This window comes from Thiohalospira halophila DSM 15071, assembly GCF_900112605.1.
GTDB lineage: Bacteria > Pseudomonadota > Gammaproteobacteria > Thiohalospirales > Thiohalospiraceae > Thiohalospira > Thiohalospira halophila.
Genome location: NZ_FOMJ01000001.1, coordinates 731,677 through 745,369, shown reverse-complemented (window position 1 = coordinate 745,369; position 13,693 = coordinate 731,677). Strand labels below are relative to the sequence as shown.

Here is a 13,693-nt window from a genome sequence, read left to right as displayed (position 1 = left end):
GCCGGTCGCGGTCGCAACGACAAGGCCGGCGCCGCCGGCGGAGAGACCAGACAACATGAGCGAAAGCTTTGCCGAACTCTTCGAGGAGAGCCTGCAGAATACCCAGATGCGCCCCGGCGCCATCATTGAGGCGGAAGTCCTCGAAGTCCGCCCCGACTACGTCGTCGTCAACGCCGGCCTGAAGTCCGAGGGCATCATCCCCGTCGAGCAGTTCAAGAACGAGGACGGGGAGATCCAGGTCCAGGAGGGCGACACGGTCGACGTGGCGCTGGACGCCGTCGAGGACGGCAGCGGCGAGACCCGGCTCTCCCGCGAGAAGGCGAAGCGCGCCGCCGCCTGGACCCGCCTGGAGAAGGCCTCCGAGGCCGACGAGACGGTCACCGGCCAGATCGTGGACAAGGTCAAGGGCGGTTTCACCGTCGACGTGGGCGAGCTCCGCGCCTTCCTACCGGGCTCCCTGGTGGATGTGCGCCCCGTGCGCGATGCCACCTACCTCGAGGGCAAGGACCTGGAGTTCAAGGTCATCAAGCTCGACCGTCGCCGCAACAACGTCGTGGTCTCCCGCCGCGCCGTGGTCGAGGAGGAGCATTCCGAGGAGCGCGAGCAGCTGCTGGAGAACCTCCAGGAGGGCGCGCAGCTCAAGGGTATCGTCAAGAACCTCACCGAGTACGGCGCCTTCGTCGACCTCGGCGGCGTGGACGGCCTGCTCCACATCACCGACATGGCCTGGAAGCGGGTCAAGCACCCCTCCGAGGTGGTCAATGTCGGCGACGAGATCGAGGTCAAGGTCCTCAAGTTCGACCGCGAGCGTCAGCGCGTTTCCCTGGGCCTCAAGCAGCTGGGTGCCGATCCGTGGGAGAACATCGCCCGCCGCTACCCGGTGGGTACCCGCCTCTTCGGCAAGGTGACCAACCTGGCCGACTACGGCGCCTTCGTGGAGATCGAGGAGGGCGTCGAGGGCCTGGTCCACGTCTCCGAGATGGACTGGACCAACAAGAACATCCACCCCTCCAAGGTCGTCCAGGTGGGCGACGAGGTGGAGGTGATGGTCCTCGACATCGACGAGGAGCGCCGCCGGATCTCCCTGGGCATCAAGCAGTGCATCAACAACCCCTGGGAAGAGTTCGCCGCCACGCACAACCGCGGCGACCGCGTTACCGGCCGGATCAAGTCCATCACCGACTTCGGCATCTTCGTCGGCCTGGACGGCGGCATCGACGGCCTGGTCCACCTCTCCGACATCTCCTGGAACGAGGAGGGCGAGGAGGCCATCCGCAACTTCAAGAAGGGCGACGAGGTCGAGGCGGTGGTCCAGTCGGTGGACACCGAGCGCGAGCGGATCTCCCTGTCCATCAAGGCGATGGAGCAGGACCCCGTTTCCGCCTTCGTCTCCGCCCACAGCAAGGGTCAGCCGGTGGCCGGTACCATTACCGAGGTGGACGCCAAGGGTGCCACCGTGGACCTGGGCGACGACGTCATCGGCTACCTGCGGGCCTCCGAACTCTCCATGGATCGGGTGGAGGATGCCCGGACCGTCCTCTCCGAGGGGCAGGATGTCGAGGCGGCCTATGTCGGCGTGGATCGCAAGAACGGCACCGTGAACCTCTCCGTGAAGGCCCTGGAGTCCAAGGACAACGACCAGGCGGTGAAGGACTACGGCGCCACCGGCGAGGCCACCACCAACCTCGGCGATCTGCTCAAGCAGCAGATGGAAGAGGGCAAGGAAGAGGACTAGTCCGGACCCCCGGGAGGTCGCCCTGCGGGGCGGCCGATGTTGAATCGAGGCAGGGAACGAGTCATGACCAAGTCGGAACTCATCGAGCGTCTGGCCCGCAGTCAGAATCAGCTCCCCTACAAGGATGTGGAGCTGGCGGTGAAGACCCTGCTCGACCAGATGGCCGGGAGCCTGGCCAACGGTGAGCGCATCGAGATCCGCGGCTTTGGCAGCTTTTCCCTGCACTATCGGCCGCCACGTACCGGTCGCAATCCCAAGACCGGAGAGCCGGTGGCGCTGGGGGCGAAGTACGTCCCCCATTTCAAGCCGGGTAAGCAGCTCCGGGAGCGGGTGGATAACGCCGCCTCCGGGGAGGACTAGCAGGCTAGCCGGGCCCGGATGGGTCCATCAAGAAGAAGGGGCGGGTGGCCGAAGGGCCATCCGCCCCTTCTTCGTATGAAAGGGGGATCAATTGGTGAGCAGGGGGGGTACCGCCTCCGGCGGACCGGGGCGGGCCAACCCGAAGCCCTGGCCGAGCTCACAACCGTGGGCCCGAAGGTAGGCGGCCTGGCCCTCGGTCTCGATGCCCTCGGCTACCACCTCCATGCGCAGGTTCTGACCCATCTCGATGATACTGCGCAGAAGGCCCTCGGAGCGGTCCGACTGGCCGATGGCGTGGATGAAGGTGCGATCCACCTTCAGGGTGTGGAAGGGGAAGGCGTGGAGGTAGGAGAGGGCGCTGAAGCCGCTGCCGAAGTCGTCCAGTGCCAGCCGGATGCCCATGCCCTGGAGGGTTTCCAGGATCCGCCGGGTGCCGGCGAGGTCCTCGATGAGCAGGCTCTCGGTGATCTCGAGCTCCAGCTGCTCCTCCGGTAGCCGGGTGCGGGCCAGGGTCTGCATGACCTCCTGAAGGAGCCCGCCGCCGCGGACCTGGAGCGGACTCAGATTCACTGCCATGCGCAGCCGGGGGAGTCCGGCAGCATTCCATGCCTTGGCCTGGGCCGCAGCGGTATCGAGGATCCAGCGGCCCACTTCGATGATCAGGCCGGTATCTTCCAGTAGGGGGATGAACTCGGCCGGGGAGACCACGCCGCGCTCCGGGTGGTTCCAGCGCAGCAGTGCCTCGACCCCGGTCATCCGGCCATCGCTGAGCTGGAACTGAGGCTGATAGTCCAGGAAGAACTCGCCTTCGCCCACTGCCCGGTGGAGATCGGTCTCCAGGTTCAGACGCCGACGCAGCGCTTGGTCGGTCTCCGGGTCGGCGAAGGCGTAGGGGATGTCGGCGGAGTCGGCGACACGGGCCAGGGCGATCTCCGACTGACGGAGGAGGTCGGCGGCGCAGGTGACGCCCGGCCCGCACTCGGCCACTCCCATGCGCGGGCGAAGGCGGAACTCCTGCCCATCGGCCTTGTAGGGCTCGCTCAACCGATCCATGACCGCCTGGAGGCGCTCTTCCAGCGGCGGGTCGGGCTCGTACTCCAGGCCGATGAGGAAACGCGAGCCCTCCAGCCGGGCGCGGACGCTTACCTCGTCACGGAAGAGGTCGCGCAGCCGGTTGGCCACCTGGCGCAGGATCTGCTCGGCGGTTCGCTGGCCATAGGTGGGGCCGATGTGCCGGAAGCTGCGCAGCCGCACCTCCATCAGAGCCACCCGGTGCTGTGTCGGGCACTGACGAATACTCTCGTCCAGCAGTTCCAGGGCGTGGTCGCGGTTGGGCAGGCCGGTGAGGGCGTCGAAGTTGGCGTAGAAGTGCAGCCGTTCCGCCTCGCGCTGGCGGCGCTCGCTGATATCGCGAACCACGCCGATGAACAGTCGCGGGTCGCGCAGGCCGGTGTCGGTGACATTGAGTTCGATGGGGAACCGGCTGCCGTCGGCACGGACCGCTTCCAGCTCCCGGCCGATGCCGATGACCTTGGCCTCGCCGGTCTCTTCGTAGTGGCGGAGGTACTCGTCGTGGTGCGTGGCGTGGGGCTCCGGCATGAGATGGTTGAGCTTGGTCCCCACCATCTGGTCGGCCGTGTAGCCGAACATGGCCTCCGCGGCCGGATTGAAGTCGTGGATGACCCCGTCGGCATCGGCGGTGATGATGGCATCGCCGGCGGCGCGCAGGATGGCATCCAGGCGCTGTATCTCGCGGTCGGGGTCCGCCGGGCGGCGGGGTTCGTTCTCGAACATGGTCGGCGACAGGGATTGCGTGGAAAGTGGCCATTATAACCCCAATCGGCAAGTGGGCGCTTGGGGATTCGCACGATTCCACGGTTGTTAGCGGGCGGCTCGATGCAGTAGATTCGTAGGCTTCCAACCCCCATCGGAATCCTCGAACCATGCGCAATACCAAGCGGATCATCGGATTCGTGCTGCTCCTCGTCGTGGCGCTGGCCGTGCTGGCCTTCGTCGTGCGCAATGACGCCCTGGTGGCCGTCGATTACTTCCTGGCCGTGCGCGAGATGCCGCTAGCGGTGGCCCTGGTGGGTGCCCTCTTCCTCGGCGTGGTCCTGGGGGTGCTGGCCAGCCTGGGGTGGGTCTGGCGCCTGCGTCGCCGCATACGTACCCTGCGCCGCGAGGTCGATAACAGCCGCAAGGAGGTGGAGAACCTCCGCTCCATGCCGCTCAAAGACTCCGCCTGAGCATGGATCTGCCTCTGGCCGTCCTCTTCCTCCTGCTACCGGTGGCGGCCCTGTCGGGCTGGTTCATCGGTCGCCGTCGAGGAGGGGGTGGGGGCGAGGACTGCCCACCCGGCGTCAATCCGGAGTATCTTCGAGGGCTGAGCTACCTCCTGGAAGACCGGACCGACAAGGCCATCGACCTCTTTACCCGGATGCTGGAGGTGGACTCGGAGACGGTGGAGCTCCACCTGGCCCTGGGCAGCCTCTTCCGGCGACGGGGGGAGGTGGACCGCGCCATTCGTATCCACCAGAACCTCATCGCCCGTCCCACCCTGACCCGGCCGCAGCGGGAACAGGCGCTCTACGAGCTCGGCCTCGACCATATGCGGGCCGGTCTGTTCGACCGCGCCGAGGAGCTCTTCGGCGAGCTGGGGGAGCGGGGCGACTGGTCCCTGGCGGCTCTGCGCCAGTTGCGCGCCATCTACGAGCAGGAGAAGGAGTGGGATAACGCCATCCGCGCGGCCCGCAAGCTGATGAATGCCGGAGAGAGCGATCTCGGGCCGGTGGTGGCCCAGTACCACTGCGAGCTGGCCGAGATCGACCGGGCAGCCGGCCGCGGGCGGGAGGCCGAGCGCCATCTTCGCCAGGCCCTGGGGTTCGACCGACACTGTGTGCGCGCCAGCCTCATTGAGGCGGACATGGCGCTGGCCGCAGAGGCCTGGCGCTCTGCCATCAAGGCGGGTCGGCGGGTGGCCGACCAGGATCCCGAGTTCCTGGCCGAGGCGCTGCCGCGACTGCGCCGCGCCTACGAGGCCATGGGGCGCCCGCTGGAGATCCTCCACTGGCTGCGCGAGGTGGAGGAGGGGCAGGGCCGCGCCGCGCCGCTGATGGCCATGGTGGACCTCATGGAGCGCCAGCAGGGTCCGGACCAGGCGGCACTCTTTCTGCGCAACCGGCTGACCGAGCGGCCCTCCCTGCGCGGCCTGGAGCGCTATGTCGCCCTGACCCGGGAGCGGGCCGAACCCGGCGAGCAGCGGGACCTCGAGCCCGTCTATACCATCCTGGAGCGGATGGTGGCTGACCAGCCTCTCTACCAATGTACCCACTGCGGTTTCCGGGGGCGGGTCCTGCACTGGCAGTGCCCCTCCTGCAAGCACTGGACAACCGTCAAGCCCGGCGCCGAGGCCGCGGCGTAAGGAGCCTCCATGGCCGAGCCCCGTACCCCCCTGATCATCGCCCTGGATTTCCCCGAGCCCGCCGAGGCCCTGAACCTGGCCCGGAAACTCGATCCGGCCAGCTGCCGGTTGAAGATCGGGAAGGAGCTCTTCACGCGCGGCGGTCCGGCGGTGGTGGAGGAGGTTATCGGGCTCGGTTTCGAGGTCTTCCTGGACCTGAAATACCACGATATCCCCGCCACTGTGGCCGGCGCCTGCCGCGCCGCGGCTGACCTGGGGGTCTGGATGGTGAACGTCCACGCCCTCGGTGGCCGGCGGATGGTGGAGGCGGCCGCCGAGGCCCTGGCCGCGTCCGGGCGCCCGCCGCTGCTCACCGCCGTTACCGTGCTGACCAGCATGGAGGGGGAGGATCTGCGCGAGATCGGTCTGTCCGGCACGCCGCGGGAGAATGTCCTGCGCCTGGGCCACCTGGCCCTGGAGGCCGGGGCGGACGGCCTGGTCTGCTCCGCCCGGGAGGTCACCGATCTGCGTTCCGCCTTTGGCGCTGAGCCCTGTCTGGTGACGCCGGGGATCCGGCCGACCAATGCCGCGGGCGATGACCAGCGACGGGTGGTAACAGCGACCGAGGCGCGTCGAGCGGGCGCCGACCATCTGGTGGTGGGGCGGCCGGTGACCGGCGCCGCTGACCCGGCTGCGGCCCTTTCGGCCCTGGAGGCGGAACTCAGGGCCGCGCCGTAATCCTCGGCCGATACCAGTTTCCGATTGGCCTGACGGTTTCGCCCCTTCCGAGGTCATGAGGGATGTGGTTGAATAAATCGACCGCCGGATGCGGTATCGCAGGGAAGAAAGATCACGGAATGAACGCAGTACAAGGAGGATATGCCATGCCCCGATTCCTTACCTCGCCGTCGCGCCTTTTCCTGGCCGCCACGATCCTGGCGTGGGCCCTTCCGGCAGCGGCCCTGGATATCAACGCGGCGGATGCCCAGATGCTCGCCGACGAACTCACCGGAGTTGGTGAGGTGCGGGCGGAGGCCATCGTCGAGTATCGCGAAGAATATGGCGAGTTCGAGTCGGTGGGAGAGCTCACCGAGGTTCGCGGCATCGGGTCGGCGACCCTGGAGAAGAATCGCGACAGCCTCGCCCTCGGCGCCGCGGAGGAGTAGCTCCACCCACCCCCTTTGGCCGGCCGGGCGGCAGAGACTCACCCCACCCCTGACTTCCTCCGCCGCCGAAGCCGGTCCTTTTTGGCAGGTCCGATACCCCCCTCTGGCATAATGGGCGCATGGAATCCATGCACCACCAGCTCCGTCGCCTTGCCGCCCCCCTCATCCTGGCCAACCTCTCGGTGCCGCTGCTCGGCATGGTGGACACGGCCGTGGTGGGCCATCTGGAGGATCCGGCCCCGCTGGGCGCGGTGGCCATCGGTGCGACCCTGTTCGGCTTCCTCTACTGGGGCTTCGGCTTCCTGCGCATGGGGACCACCGGGCTCACCGCCCAGGAGGTGGGCGGTGGCGGGGATGTGCAGCTGGTGCTGCTGCGCGGCCTGCTGCTGGCCGGGATCATCGGGGCAGGGCTCATCGCCCTCCAGGGCCCCCTGGGACGGATCGGGCTGGACCTCCTGGCCCCCGGGCCGGAGGTCCGCCCCCTGGCGGAGACCTACTTCGCCATCCGCATCGCCTCGGCGCCGGCGGCGCTGGTCCACTACGTGGTGGCGGGCTGGTTCCTGGGGCGGGAGAACGGACGGATTCCCCTGCTCCTCATGGTCCTGGTCAACAGTCTCAATGCCGCCCTGGATGCGTGGCTGGTCCTGGGCCTGGGAATGGGGGTGGCCGGGGTGGCCTTCGCCTCCCTGGCGGCGGAGTATGTCGCCGCCGGACTGGGGCTCGCCCTGGTGGCCCGCGCCGGTGGTCTGGCCCGGCCGGCGGCGGGGTGGGCGGCGGTCCGGGAGGGGGCGGCCCTGCGGCGCATGGTAGCGGTGAACCGGGATCTGTTCGTCCGCACCCTGGTGCTGCTCGGCGCCTTCGCCTTCTTCACCCGCCAGGGGGCGGCCCAGGGGGAGGTGATCCTGGCGGCCAATGCCGTGCTCCTGAACTTCCAGACCCTGATGGCCTACGCCCTGGACGGCTTCGCCCACGCCACCGAGGCGCTGACCGGCCGCACGGTGGGGGGCGGGGATCGGGAGGGTCTGCGGCGGGCCGTGGGCGCGGCGGCCCAGTGGTCGGCGGGACTGGCCGTGGGCTTCAGCGCCGCCTACCTGGTCGCCGGGGAGTACCTCATCGCCCTGCTCACCGGGATCCCGGAGGTCCGGGCGGCGGCGGCGACCTATCTCCCCTGGGCGGCCGCCGCGCCCCTGGTGGCGGTGGCCGGCTTCCTCTTCGACGGGGTCTTCATCGGCGCCACCTGGACCCGGGACCTGCGTAACGCCATGCTCGTGGTGGTCTTCGGGATCTACCTGCCCGCCTGGTGGTGGCTCATGCCGGCCTTCGGCAATCACGGGCTGTGGGCGGCCATGATCCTCTTCCTGGCGGCACGCGGGGTGGCCCTGGGGCTGCTCTGGCCGCGACGGCTGGCCGGAGTGGGGCTCCCTTGAGGAGGGGCCGGCCCAGCCGGAAGGGGCTTCGATGGCGCCTTCCCGGCGGGAGCTCTGTCGCAGGGACGCCGTGAACCCGTCCCTGGGGGCTCGCGCGCAGCATCCCTGCTGCGCACGCCCTGCGAACGAGCTCCCGCCGGGAAGGCTTCTCAGGGTTCGGCGCCGTTTTCCCTGTTCGTATCCCTGGTTATCCGGGGGAGGTGACCGGCGCCAGCCGGTGGAGCAGGGCGGTATGGATGGCGTGGAGGTGGTCCAGGTCGGTGGCGGCGACGCGCTCGTCCACCTGGTGGATGGTGGCGTTCACCGGCCCCAGCTCCACCACCTGCGCCCCGGTGGGGGCGATGAAGCGGCCGTCGGAGGTGCCGCCGGCGGTGGAGAGCTCCGGCTCGCCGCCGGTGACCTCGGCCACGGCCTCCCTGACCGCGGCTACCAGCGTCCCCGGCTCGGTGAGGAAGGGCTCGCCGGATAGGGTCCAGTCCAGGCTGTAGTCCACGCCGTGGGCATCGAGGATGGCCTCGGTGCGTTCGCGCAGCTCCGCCGCCGTGGAGGCGGTGGAGAAGCGGAAGTTGAAGTGGACGTCCACGTTGCCGGGGATGACGTTGGTCGCCCCGGTGCCGGCGTGGAGGTTTGAGACCTGGAAGGTGGTGGGCGGGAAGAAGTCGTTGCCCTCGTCCCACCGGGTCCCGGCCAGCTCCGCCAGGGCCGGTGCCAGCTGGTGGACCGGGTTCACCGCATGCTGGGGGTAGGCGACGTGGCCCTGGCGGCCGTGGACCACCAGGTGGCCCGAGAGGGAGCCGCGCCGGCCGTTCTTCACCGTATCCCCCACCGCCGACGTGGCCGAGGGCTCGCCGACGATGCACCAGTCGATGGCCTCGCCCCGCTGGCGCAGCACCTCCACGACGTGGCGGGTGCCGTGGAGAGCCGGGCCCTCCTCGTCGCTGGTCAGCAGGAAGCCGATGCGGACCCCCGGCACGCCCCCCGCCGCCAGATGCGCCTCGCAGGCGGTGATCATGGCCGCCAGGGAGCCCTTCATGTCCGCCGCCCCCCGGCCGCGGAGCAGGCCCTCCGCGTCCACCGTCGGCTCGAAGGGCGGGGTGGCCCACGCCTCCTCGGGCCCGGTGGGGACGACGTCGGTATGGCCGGCGAAGACCAGCAGGGGACCGCTGTCGCCGAGGGTGGCCCAGAGGTTGGTGACCCCCTCGGCCTCCAGGGTCTCCACGTTGAAGCCCAGCGCCGCCAGCCGGGCCCCGATGAGGGCCTGGCAGCCGGCGTCGTCCGGCGTTACCGAGGGTCGGCGGATGAGTTCGCAGGCCAGGTCCAGGGTCTCGGACACGGTGGCTCCCCTATTCGCTGGTGGCCTCGCGCAGGAGCTCGTTGATGCCGACCTTGCTACGGGTCTGCTCGTCCACCTGCTTGACGATGATGGCGGCGTAGAGGCTGTGGGTCCCGTCCTTCGCCGGCAGGGTGCCGGGGACGACCACGGAGCCGGCGGGCACGCGGCCGCGGATGATCTCGCCGCTGGCGCGGTCATAGAGCGGGGTGCTCTGGCCGATGAAGACCCCCATGGAGATCACGGACCCCTCCTCGACGATGACCCCCTCGACGATCTCCGAGCGGGCGCCGATGAAGCAGTTGTCCTCGATGATGGTGGGGGCCGCCTGCAGCGGCTCCAGCACGCCGCCGATGCCGACGCCGCCGGAGAGGTGGACGCTGTCCCCGATCTGGGCGCAGGAGCCCACGGTGGCCCAGGTGTCCACCATGGTGCCGGAGCCCACCCAGGCGCCGATGTTCACGTAGGAGGGCATGAGCACCACGCCGGGGGCGAGGTAGGAGCCGCGCCGGGCCGCCGCCGGCGGCACCACGCGGACCCCCTCCTCGCGGAACTCGCGGGAGTTGTGGTCGGCGTACTTGGGCGGGACCTTGTCGAAGTAGTTGGTGAAGCCGCCCTTCATGAAGTCGTTGTCGTGGATCCGGAAGGAGAGCAGGACCGCCTTCTTGAGCCACTCGTTGACGACCCACTGGCCGTCGACCTTCTCCGCCACGCGGGCCTCGCCGCGGTCCAGGCGGCCAATGGCCTCCTCCACGGCGTCGCGGACGTGGGTGTCCACGTGGCGGGGGGTGATCTCGCTGCGCTTCTCGAAGGCCTGCTCGATGACGGGCTGGATGTCGCTCATGTCGGCTTGGGCTCCTGACGGGGTTCGGGATTGACTACAAGGGTTCGGGTCACGCCGCGGGGCCGGCCCCTTCGGCGTGGAGTTGTTCCACGAAGCGGCGAATGCGATGGGCCGCCTCGATGCATTCGTTTTCCTCGGCCACCAGCGCCATGCGCACACGGTTGGCGCCGGGGTTGTGGCCGTCCACCTCGCGGCCGAGATAGCGGCCCGGGAGGACGGTGACCCCCTGCTCGGCGTGAAGCCGCCGGGCGAAGGTCTCGTCGTCCACCGGCGTCCGCGGCCAGAGGTAGAAGCCGGCCTCCGGGCGCCGGACGTCCAGGACCGGCTCCAGGAAGGGGAGGACGGCGTCGAACTTGGCGCGGTAGCGCTCGCGGTTCTCCACCACGTGGGCCTCGTCGGACCAGGCGGCGGTGCTGGCCGCCTGCACCGGCGGCCCCAGGCCGGCGCCGTGGTAGGTGCGGTAGCGCAGGAACTGCTGCAGGACCTCGGCATCGCCGGCGACGAAGCCGGAACGCAGCCCCGGCAGATTGGAGCGCTTGGAGAGGCTGTGGAAGACCACGCAGCGCCGGAAGTCGGTGTTGCCTGCCCCCGCGGCCGCCTCCAGGAGGCCCACCGGCGGCTCCTCGTCCGGGTGGTGGATCTCGGAGTAGCACTCGTCGCTGGCGATGAGGAAGTCGTGGCGCTCCGCCCGCTCCATGAGGCCGACCATCGCCTCCCGGGAGAGCACGGCCCCGGTGGGGTTGCCCGGGCTGCAGAGGTAGACCAGCTGGCAGCGGTCCCAGACGGCCTCGGGGACCGCCTCCAGGTCGGGCTGACCGTCGCCGGCCGGCAGGTAGTGCGGCTCGGCGCCGGCGAGCAGGGTCGCCCCCTCGTAGATCTGGTAGAAGGGGTCGGGCATTACCACCAGCGGGTCGTCGGCCGGGTCCACCACGGCCTGGGCGAAGGCGAAGAGCGCCTCCCGAGTGCCGGCCACCGGCAGGGTATGCCGCCCCGGGTCCACCGCATTACCGGGGAGGTTGAAGCGCCGGGTGAGCCAGGCCGCAATGGCCTCCCGCAGCGCCGGTTCGCCCCGGGTGGTGGGGTAGCGCGCCAGCCCGTCCAGGGCCTCGGTGAGGGCCGTGCGCACGAAGTCCGGCGCCGGATGGCGCGGCTCGCCGATGGACAGGGCGATGGGTTCCAGCCCCGGCGCCGGTTCGCCGAGCAGGCCGGCCAGGCGCTCGAAGGGGTAGGGCTGGAGGCGTTGCAGGTCGGGATTCATGGGTCGGTGGTCACCGGCGGGATGGCGTATCATGGGTCGGATGGACCAAACGGACAGTATACGTCACCCGAGACATCCCGCCCAAGGCCCCGGCCATCTGGCCAGCGTGACCCTGCTGCTGGTGGGGGCCGGGCTCTGGGGCGTCTTCTGGTACCCCCTGCGCTGGCTGGAGACCGCCGGACTGCCGGGGCTGTGGGCCGTGGCCGCCATCTATGTCGGGGCGACCGCCATGGGTCTGGTGGCAGCGCGCCACCACCTGCACCATTTTCGTCGCTGGCCGGTGCGGCTCACGGCCATCGCCCTGACCTCGGGGCTCTCCGGCACCGCCTTCAGCCTGGGCATGATCGAGGGCCACGTGGTCCGGGTGCTGCTCCTGTTCTACCTCTCGCCGGTCTGGTCGGTGGCCATGGCGCACCTGCTCCTGGGCGAGCGGCTCAATACCACCGCCGTGGTTGCCCTGGCGCTGGCCCTGGCCGGGGCGGTGGTCATGCTGCTGCCGGGGGCGGAGAGTACCCCTCTCGGCCGGGCGGATGCCCTGGGCCTGCTGGCCGGGATGGCCTTTGCCACCACCAATATCCAGGTCCGCCACGCGCAGGCCATCCCGCTGCGGGTGAAGGCCCTGGCGGCGTGGGCCGGGGCGCCCTTCCTGGCCGGCGGGGCGGCCTGGGCCAGCGGCCAGGGCGTGCCGGTGGAAGCGGGGCCGTGGCTGGTCGCCCTGGCGGTGGGGGCGCTGATGATGACGACCATGACGGTGACGGTGCAGGTCGGGGTGACCTGGTTACCGGTGCAGCAGTCGTCGGTGATCCTCCTGTTCGAGCTGGTGGCCGGGGCGATATCATCGGCCCTCGTTGCCGGGGAGATCATCGGCGTGCGCGAGGCGCTGGGCGGCCTGCTCATCGTCGCCGGCGGCCTGCTCTCCGCTCGACCAAAGTCCGGGGAGGAACCTTGACCATCACCGATATCCACCACGTGGCCGTGCTGGTGGCCGATCTGGAGCGCTCCCTGGCCTTCTACCGGGACCTGCTGGGGCTGGCCGAGGACCCCGCGCGGCCCGATCTCGGCTACCCGGGGGCGTGGCTTACCATCGGGCGGCGCCAGCTCCACCTCATGGTCCTGCCGGACCCGGATGCCGGCGCCGAGCGCCCGGAGCACGGGGGGCGGGATCGCCACATCGCGCTGACGGTGGATGATATCGAGACCCTGGCCGGACGGCTGGAGTCCGCCGGGGTCGCCGTTACCCGCAGCCGGTCCGGGCGGGCGGCGCTCTTCTGTCGCGATCCGGATGGCAACGCCCTGGAATTCACCGCCCTGGAGGCTGCATGAGCCCATCCGATACCGAATTCCTCAGCCTTCGCATGCCCCGGGTCTCGCCCTCGGGCCAGGATGTGCTGGCGCTGCTGGAGTCGGAACGGCCGGATATCCGTTCGGTGACCGAGGCCATCCATCATGATCCCGTCCTCTCGTCGGCGGTACTCAAGTACGCCAACGCCCCCATGTACCGCCGCCTGGTGGAGGTGACCAACGTCCGCCAGGCGGTGAGCATCCTGGGGCTGGCCAATGTCCGCCTGGCCGTGATGGTGGCGAGCATGCGCGACTTCGCCGATGACTACCGCGACCATCCCCTGGCCAATGCCATCTGGAGTCACAGCTTTACCATGGCCGCCCTCATGCGAGCCATTGCCGACATGGCGGTGCCCCGGCGGGCCGAGGATATCGAGCTCACCGGCCTGCTCCACGAGATGGGTGCCCTGATCCTGCTCACCAACTTCCCGGAGGAGTACACGGGGCTGGCCGAGGAGGCGCTGGCGGAGGATGCCTTCCTGGAGGACCGGGAGAAGGCCTTCTTCGGGATCACCCACAACGAGCTGGTGGCCCGGGTCATTGACGAGATCCGGCTGCCCGATGCCAGCCGCGGGGCGATCACTGACTTCCCCTACATGGAGCAGGTGCCCCTGGCCGGCCGGGAGGTGGACGACCACCTGGCGGTCCTCGCCCTGGCCCACCACCTCCACGAGGAGGCCGGCCGCCAGCCTCACCACCCGCGGGAGCGGATCCCGGACCAGCGTGACCGGTTGCTGGAGGCGCTGTCGCTGGACGAGGCGGATCTGGCCGCACTGCAGCAGCAGCATAAGGCCCTGCGGGACAGCTACGGTGTCGGCGGCTGACGCCGCCC

General features: G+C 69.8%; 14 protein-coding genes. 10 read left to right on the top strand and 4 right to left on the bottom strand.

The genetic code is table 11. The features are described from left to right. The first annotated feature begins 55 nt into the window (after window positions 1–55). Together rpsA and BM272_RS03585 are read left to right on the top strand one after the other, a co-directional pair. Window positions 56–1,735, top strand: coding sequence for a 30S ribosomal protein S1 (gene rpsA / locus BM272_RS03590; protein WP_093427351.1), 1,680 nt, complete (start codon window positions 56–58; stop codon window positions 1,733–1,735). Window positions 1,736–1,798: 63 nt separating this feature from the next. After that, entirely contained in the window at window positions 1,799–2,095 is a 297-nt protein-coding gene (locus BM272_RS03585; RefSeq protein ID WP_093427350.1) for an integration host factor subunit beta, read from the top strand. A gap of 87 nt (window positions 2,096–2,182) precedes the next feature. Here BM272_RS03585 and BM272_RS03580 read toward each other — a convergent pair whose 3' ends face one another. Continuing rightward, the gene (locus BM272_RS03580; protein ID WP_093427349.1) at window positions 2,183–3,889 is read right to left on the bottom strand and encodes a putative bifunctional diguanylate cyclase/phosphodiesterase; all 1,707 of its coding nucleotides are present in this window, start codon (window positions 3,887–3,889) and stop codon (window positions 2,183–2,185) included. A 149-nt stretch (window positions 3,890–4,038) separates the two neighbouring features. Here BM272_RS03580 and BM272_RS03575 point away from each other — a divergent pair, with 149 nt between their 5' ends. From BM272_RS03575 to BM272_RS03555, 5 genes are all read left to right on the top strand, one after another. Then, the gene (locus BM272_RS03575; protein ID WP_093427348.1) at window positions 4,039–4,341 is read left to right on the top strand and encodes a LapA family protein; all 303 of its coding nucleotides are present in this window, start codon (window positions 4,039–4,041) and stop codon (window positions 4,339–4,341) included. A 2-nt stretch (window positions 4,342–4,343) separates the two neighbouring features. Further along, a complete protein-coding gene (lapB, locus tag BM272_RS03570; protein ID WP_093427347.1) occupies window positions 4,344–5,516 on the top strand; it encodes a lipopolysaccharide assembly protein LapB in 1,173 nt (390 codons plus the stop codon). Between the two features lie 9 nt (window positions 5,517–5,525). Next, window positions 5,526–6,233: an orotidine-5'-phosphate decarboxylase gene (pyrF, locus tag BM272_RS03565; RefSeq protein WP_093427346.1), complete on the top strand. Its 708-nt coding sequence runs from the start codon at window positions 5,526–5,528 to the stop codon at window positions 6,231–6,233. 146 nt (window positions 6,234–6,379) lie between these two features. Further along, window positions 6,380–6,661, top strand: a complete 282-nt coding sequence (locus tag BM272_RS03560) for a ComEA family DNA-binding protein (protein ID WP_205407736.1) — start codon at window positions 6,380–6,382, stop codon at window positions 6,659–6,661. Between the two features lie 119 nt (window positions 6,662–6,780). Continuing rightward, window positions 6,781–8,088 (top strand): MATE family efflux transporter, encoded by a 1,308-nt coding sequence (locus BM272_RS03555; RefSeq protein ID WP_093427344.1) that lies wholly within the window; start codon window positions 6,781–6,783, stop codon window positions 8,086–8,088. 187 nt (window positions 8,089–8,275) lie between these two features. Here the strand turns inward: BM272_RS03555 and dapE are convergent, their stop codons facing one another. Genes dapE through dapC form a run of 3 tightly spaced genes read right to left on the bottom strand, consistent with a single transcriptional unit; the run spans window position 8,276 to window position 11,520 of the window. Next, window positions 8,276–9,421 carry a succinyl-diaminopimelate desuccinylase gene (gene dapE / locus BM272_RS03550; protein WP_093427343.1) on the bottom strand — a complete coding sequence of 382 codons (1,146 nt, stop codon included), beginning with the start codon at window positions 9,419–9,421 and terminating at the stop codon, window positions 8,276–8,278. Window positions 9,422–9,431: 10 nt separating this feature from the next. Continuing rightward, the gene (gene dapD / locus BM272_RS03545; RefSeq protein ID WP_093427342.1) at window positions 9,432–10,262 is read right to left on the bottom strand and encodes a 2,3,4,5-tetrahydropyridine-2,6-dicarboxylate N-succinyltransferase; all 831 of its coding nucleotides are present in this window, start codon (window positions 10,260–10,262) and stop codon (window positions 9,432–9,434) included. Between the two features lie 49 nt (window positions 10,263–10,311). After that, a complete protein-coding gene (dapC, locus tag BM272_RS03540) occupies window positions 10,312–11,520 on the bottom strand; it encodes a succinyldiaminopimelate transaminase (RefSeq protein WP_093427341.1) in 1,209 nt (402 codons plus the stop codon). Window positions 11,521–11,551: 31 nt separating this feature from the next. On the opposite strand from dapC, the gene BM272_RS03535 reads away from it, so the two are divergent. From BM272_RS03535 to BM272_RS03530, 3 genes are read left to right on the top strand one after another with little or no spacing between them, the layout of a single operon-like run. Continuing rightward, the gene (locus BM272_RS03535; protein ID WP_159433011.1) at window positions 11,552–12,469 is read left to right on the top strand and encodes a DMT family transporter; all 918 of its coding nucleotides are present in this window, start codon (window positions 11,552–11,554) and stop codon (window positions 12,467–12,469) included. Beyond that, a complete protein-coding gene (locus BM272_RS13515; protein WP_143613136.1) occupies window positions 12,466–12,843 on the top strand; it encodes a VOC family protein in 378 nt (125 codons plus the stop codon). The genes BM272_RS03535 and BM272_RS13515 overlap by 4 nt, the downstream gene beginning before the upstream one ends. After that, window positions 12,840–13,685: an HDOD domain-containing protein gene (locus BM272_RS03530; protein ID WP_093427340.1), complete on the top strand. Its 846-nt coding sequence runs from the start codon at window positions 12,840–12,842 to the stop codon at window positions 13,683–13,685. The genes BM272_RS13515 and BM272_RS03530 overlap by 4 nt, the downstream gene beginning before the upstream one ends. Window positions 13,686–13,693: the final 8 nt, after the last annotated feature.

Bases quoted from the DNA above. Each gene is read 5' to 3' on its own strand.
- rpsA (WP_093427351.1), top strand. From the start codon at position 56: ATGAGCGAAAGCTTTGCCGAACTCTTCGAGGAGAGCCTGCAGAATACC.
- BM272_RS03585 (WP_093427350.1), top strand. From the start codon at position 1,799: ATGACCAAGTCGGAACTCATCGAGCGTCTGGCCCGCAGTCAGAATCAG.
- BM272_RS03580 (WP_093427349.1), bottom strand. From the start codon at position 3,889: ATGTTCGAGAACGAACCCCGCCGCCCGGCGGACCCCGACCGCGAGATA.
- BM272_RS03575 (WP_093427348.1), top strand. From the start codon at position 4,039: ATGCGCAATACCAAGCGGATCATCGGATTCGTGCTGCTCCTCGTCGTG.
- lapB (WP_093427347.1), top strand. From the start codon at position 4,344: ATGGATCTGCCTCTGGCCGTCCTCTTCCTCCTGCTACCGGTGGCGGCC.
- pyrF (WP_093427346.1), top strand. From the start codon at position 5,526: ATGGCCGAGCCCCGTACCCCCCTGATCATCGCCCTGGATTTCCCCGAG.
- BM272_RS03560 (WP_205407736.1), top strand. From the start codon at position 6,380: ATGCCCCGATTCCTTACCTCGCCGTCGCGCCTTTTCCTGGCCGCCACG.
- BM272_RS03555 (WP_093427344.1), top strand. From the start codon at position 6,781: ATGGAATCCATGCACCACCAGCTCCGTCGCCTTGCCGCCCCCCTCATC.
- dapD (WP_093427342.1), bottom strand. From the start codon at position 10,262: ATGAGCGACATCCAGCCCGTCATCGAGCAGGCCTTCGAGAAGCGCAGC.
- dapC (WP_093427341.1), bottom strand. From the start codon at position 11,520: ATGAATCCCGACCTGCAACGCCTCCAGCCCTACCCCTTCGAGCGCCTG.
- BM272_RS03535 (WP_159433011.1), top strand. From the start codon at position 11,552: ATGGGTCGGATGGACCAAACGGACAGTATACGTCACCCGAGACATCCC.
- BM272_RS03530 (WP_093427340.1), top strand. From the start codon at position 12,840: ATGAGCCCATCCGATACCGAATTCCTCAGCCTTCGCATGCCCCGGGTC.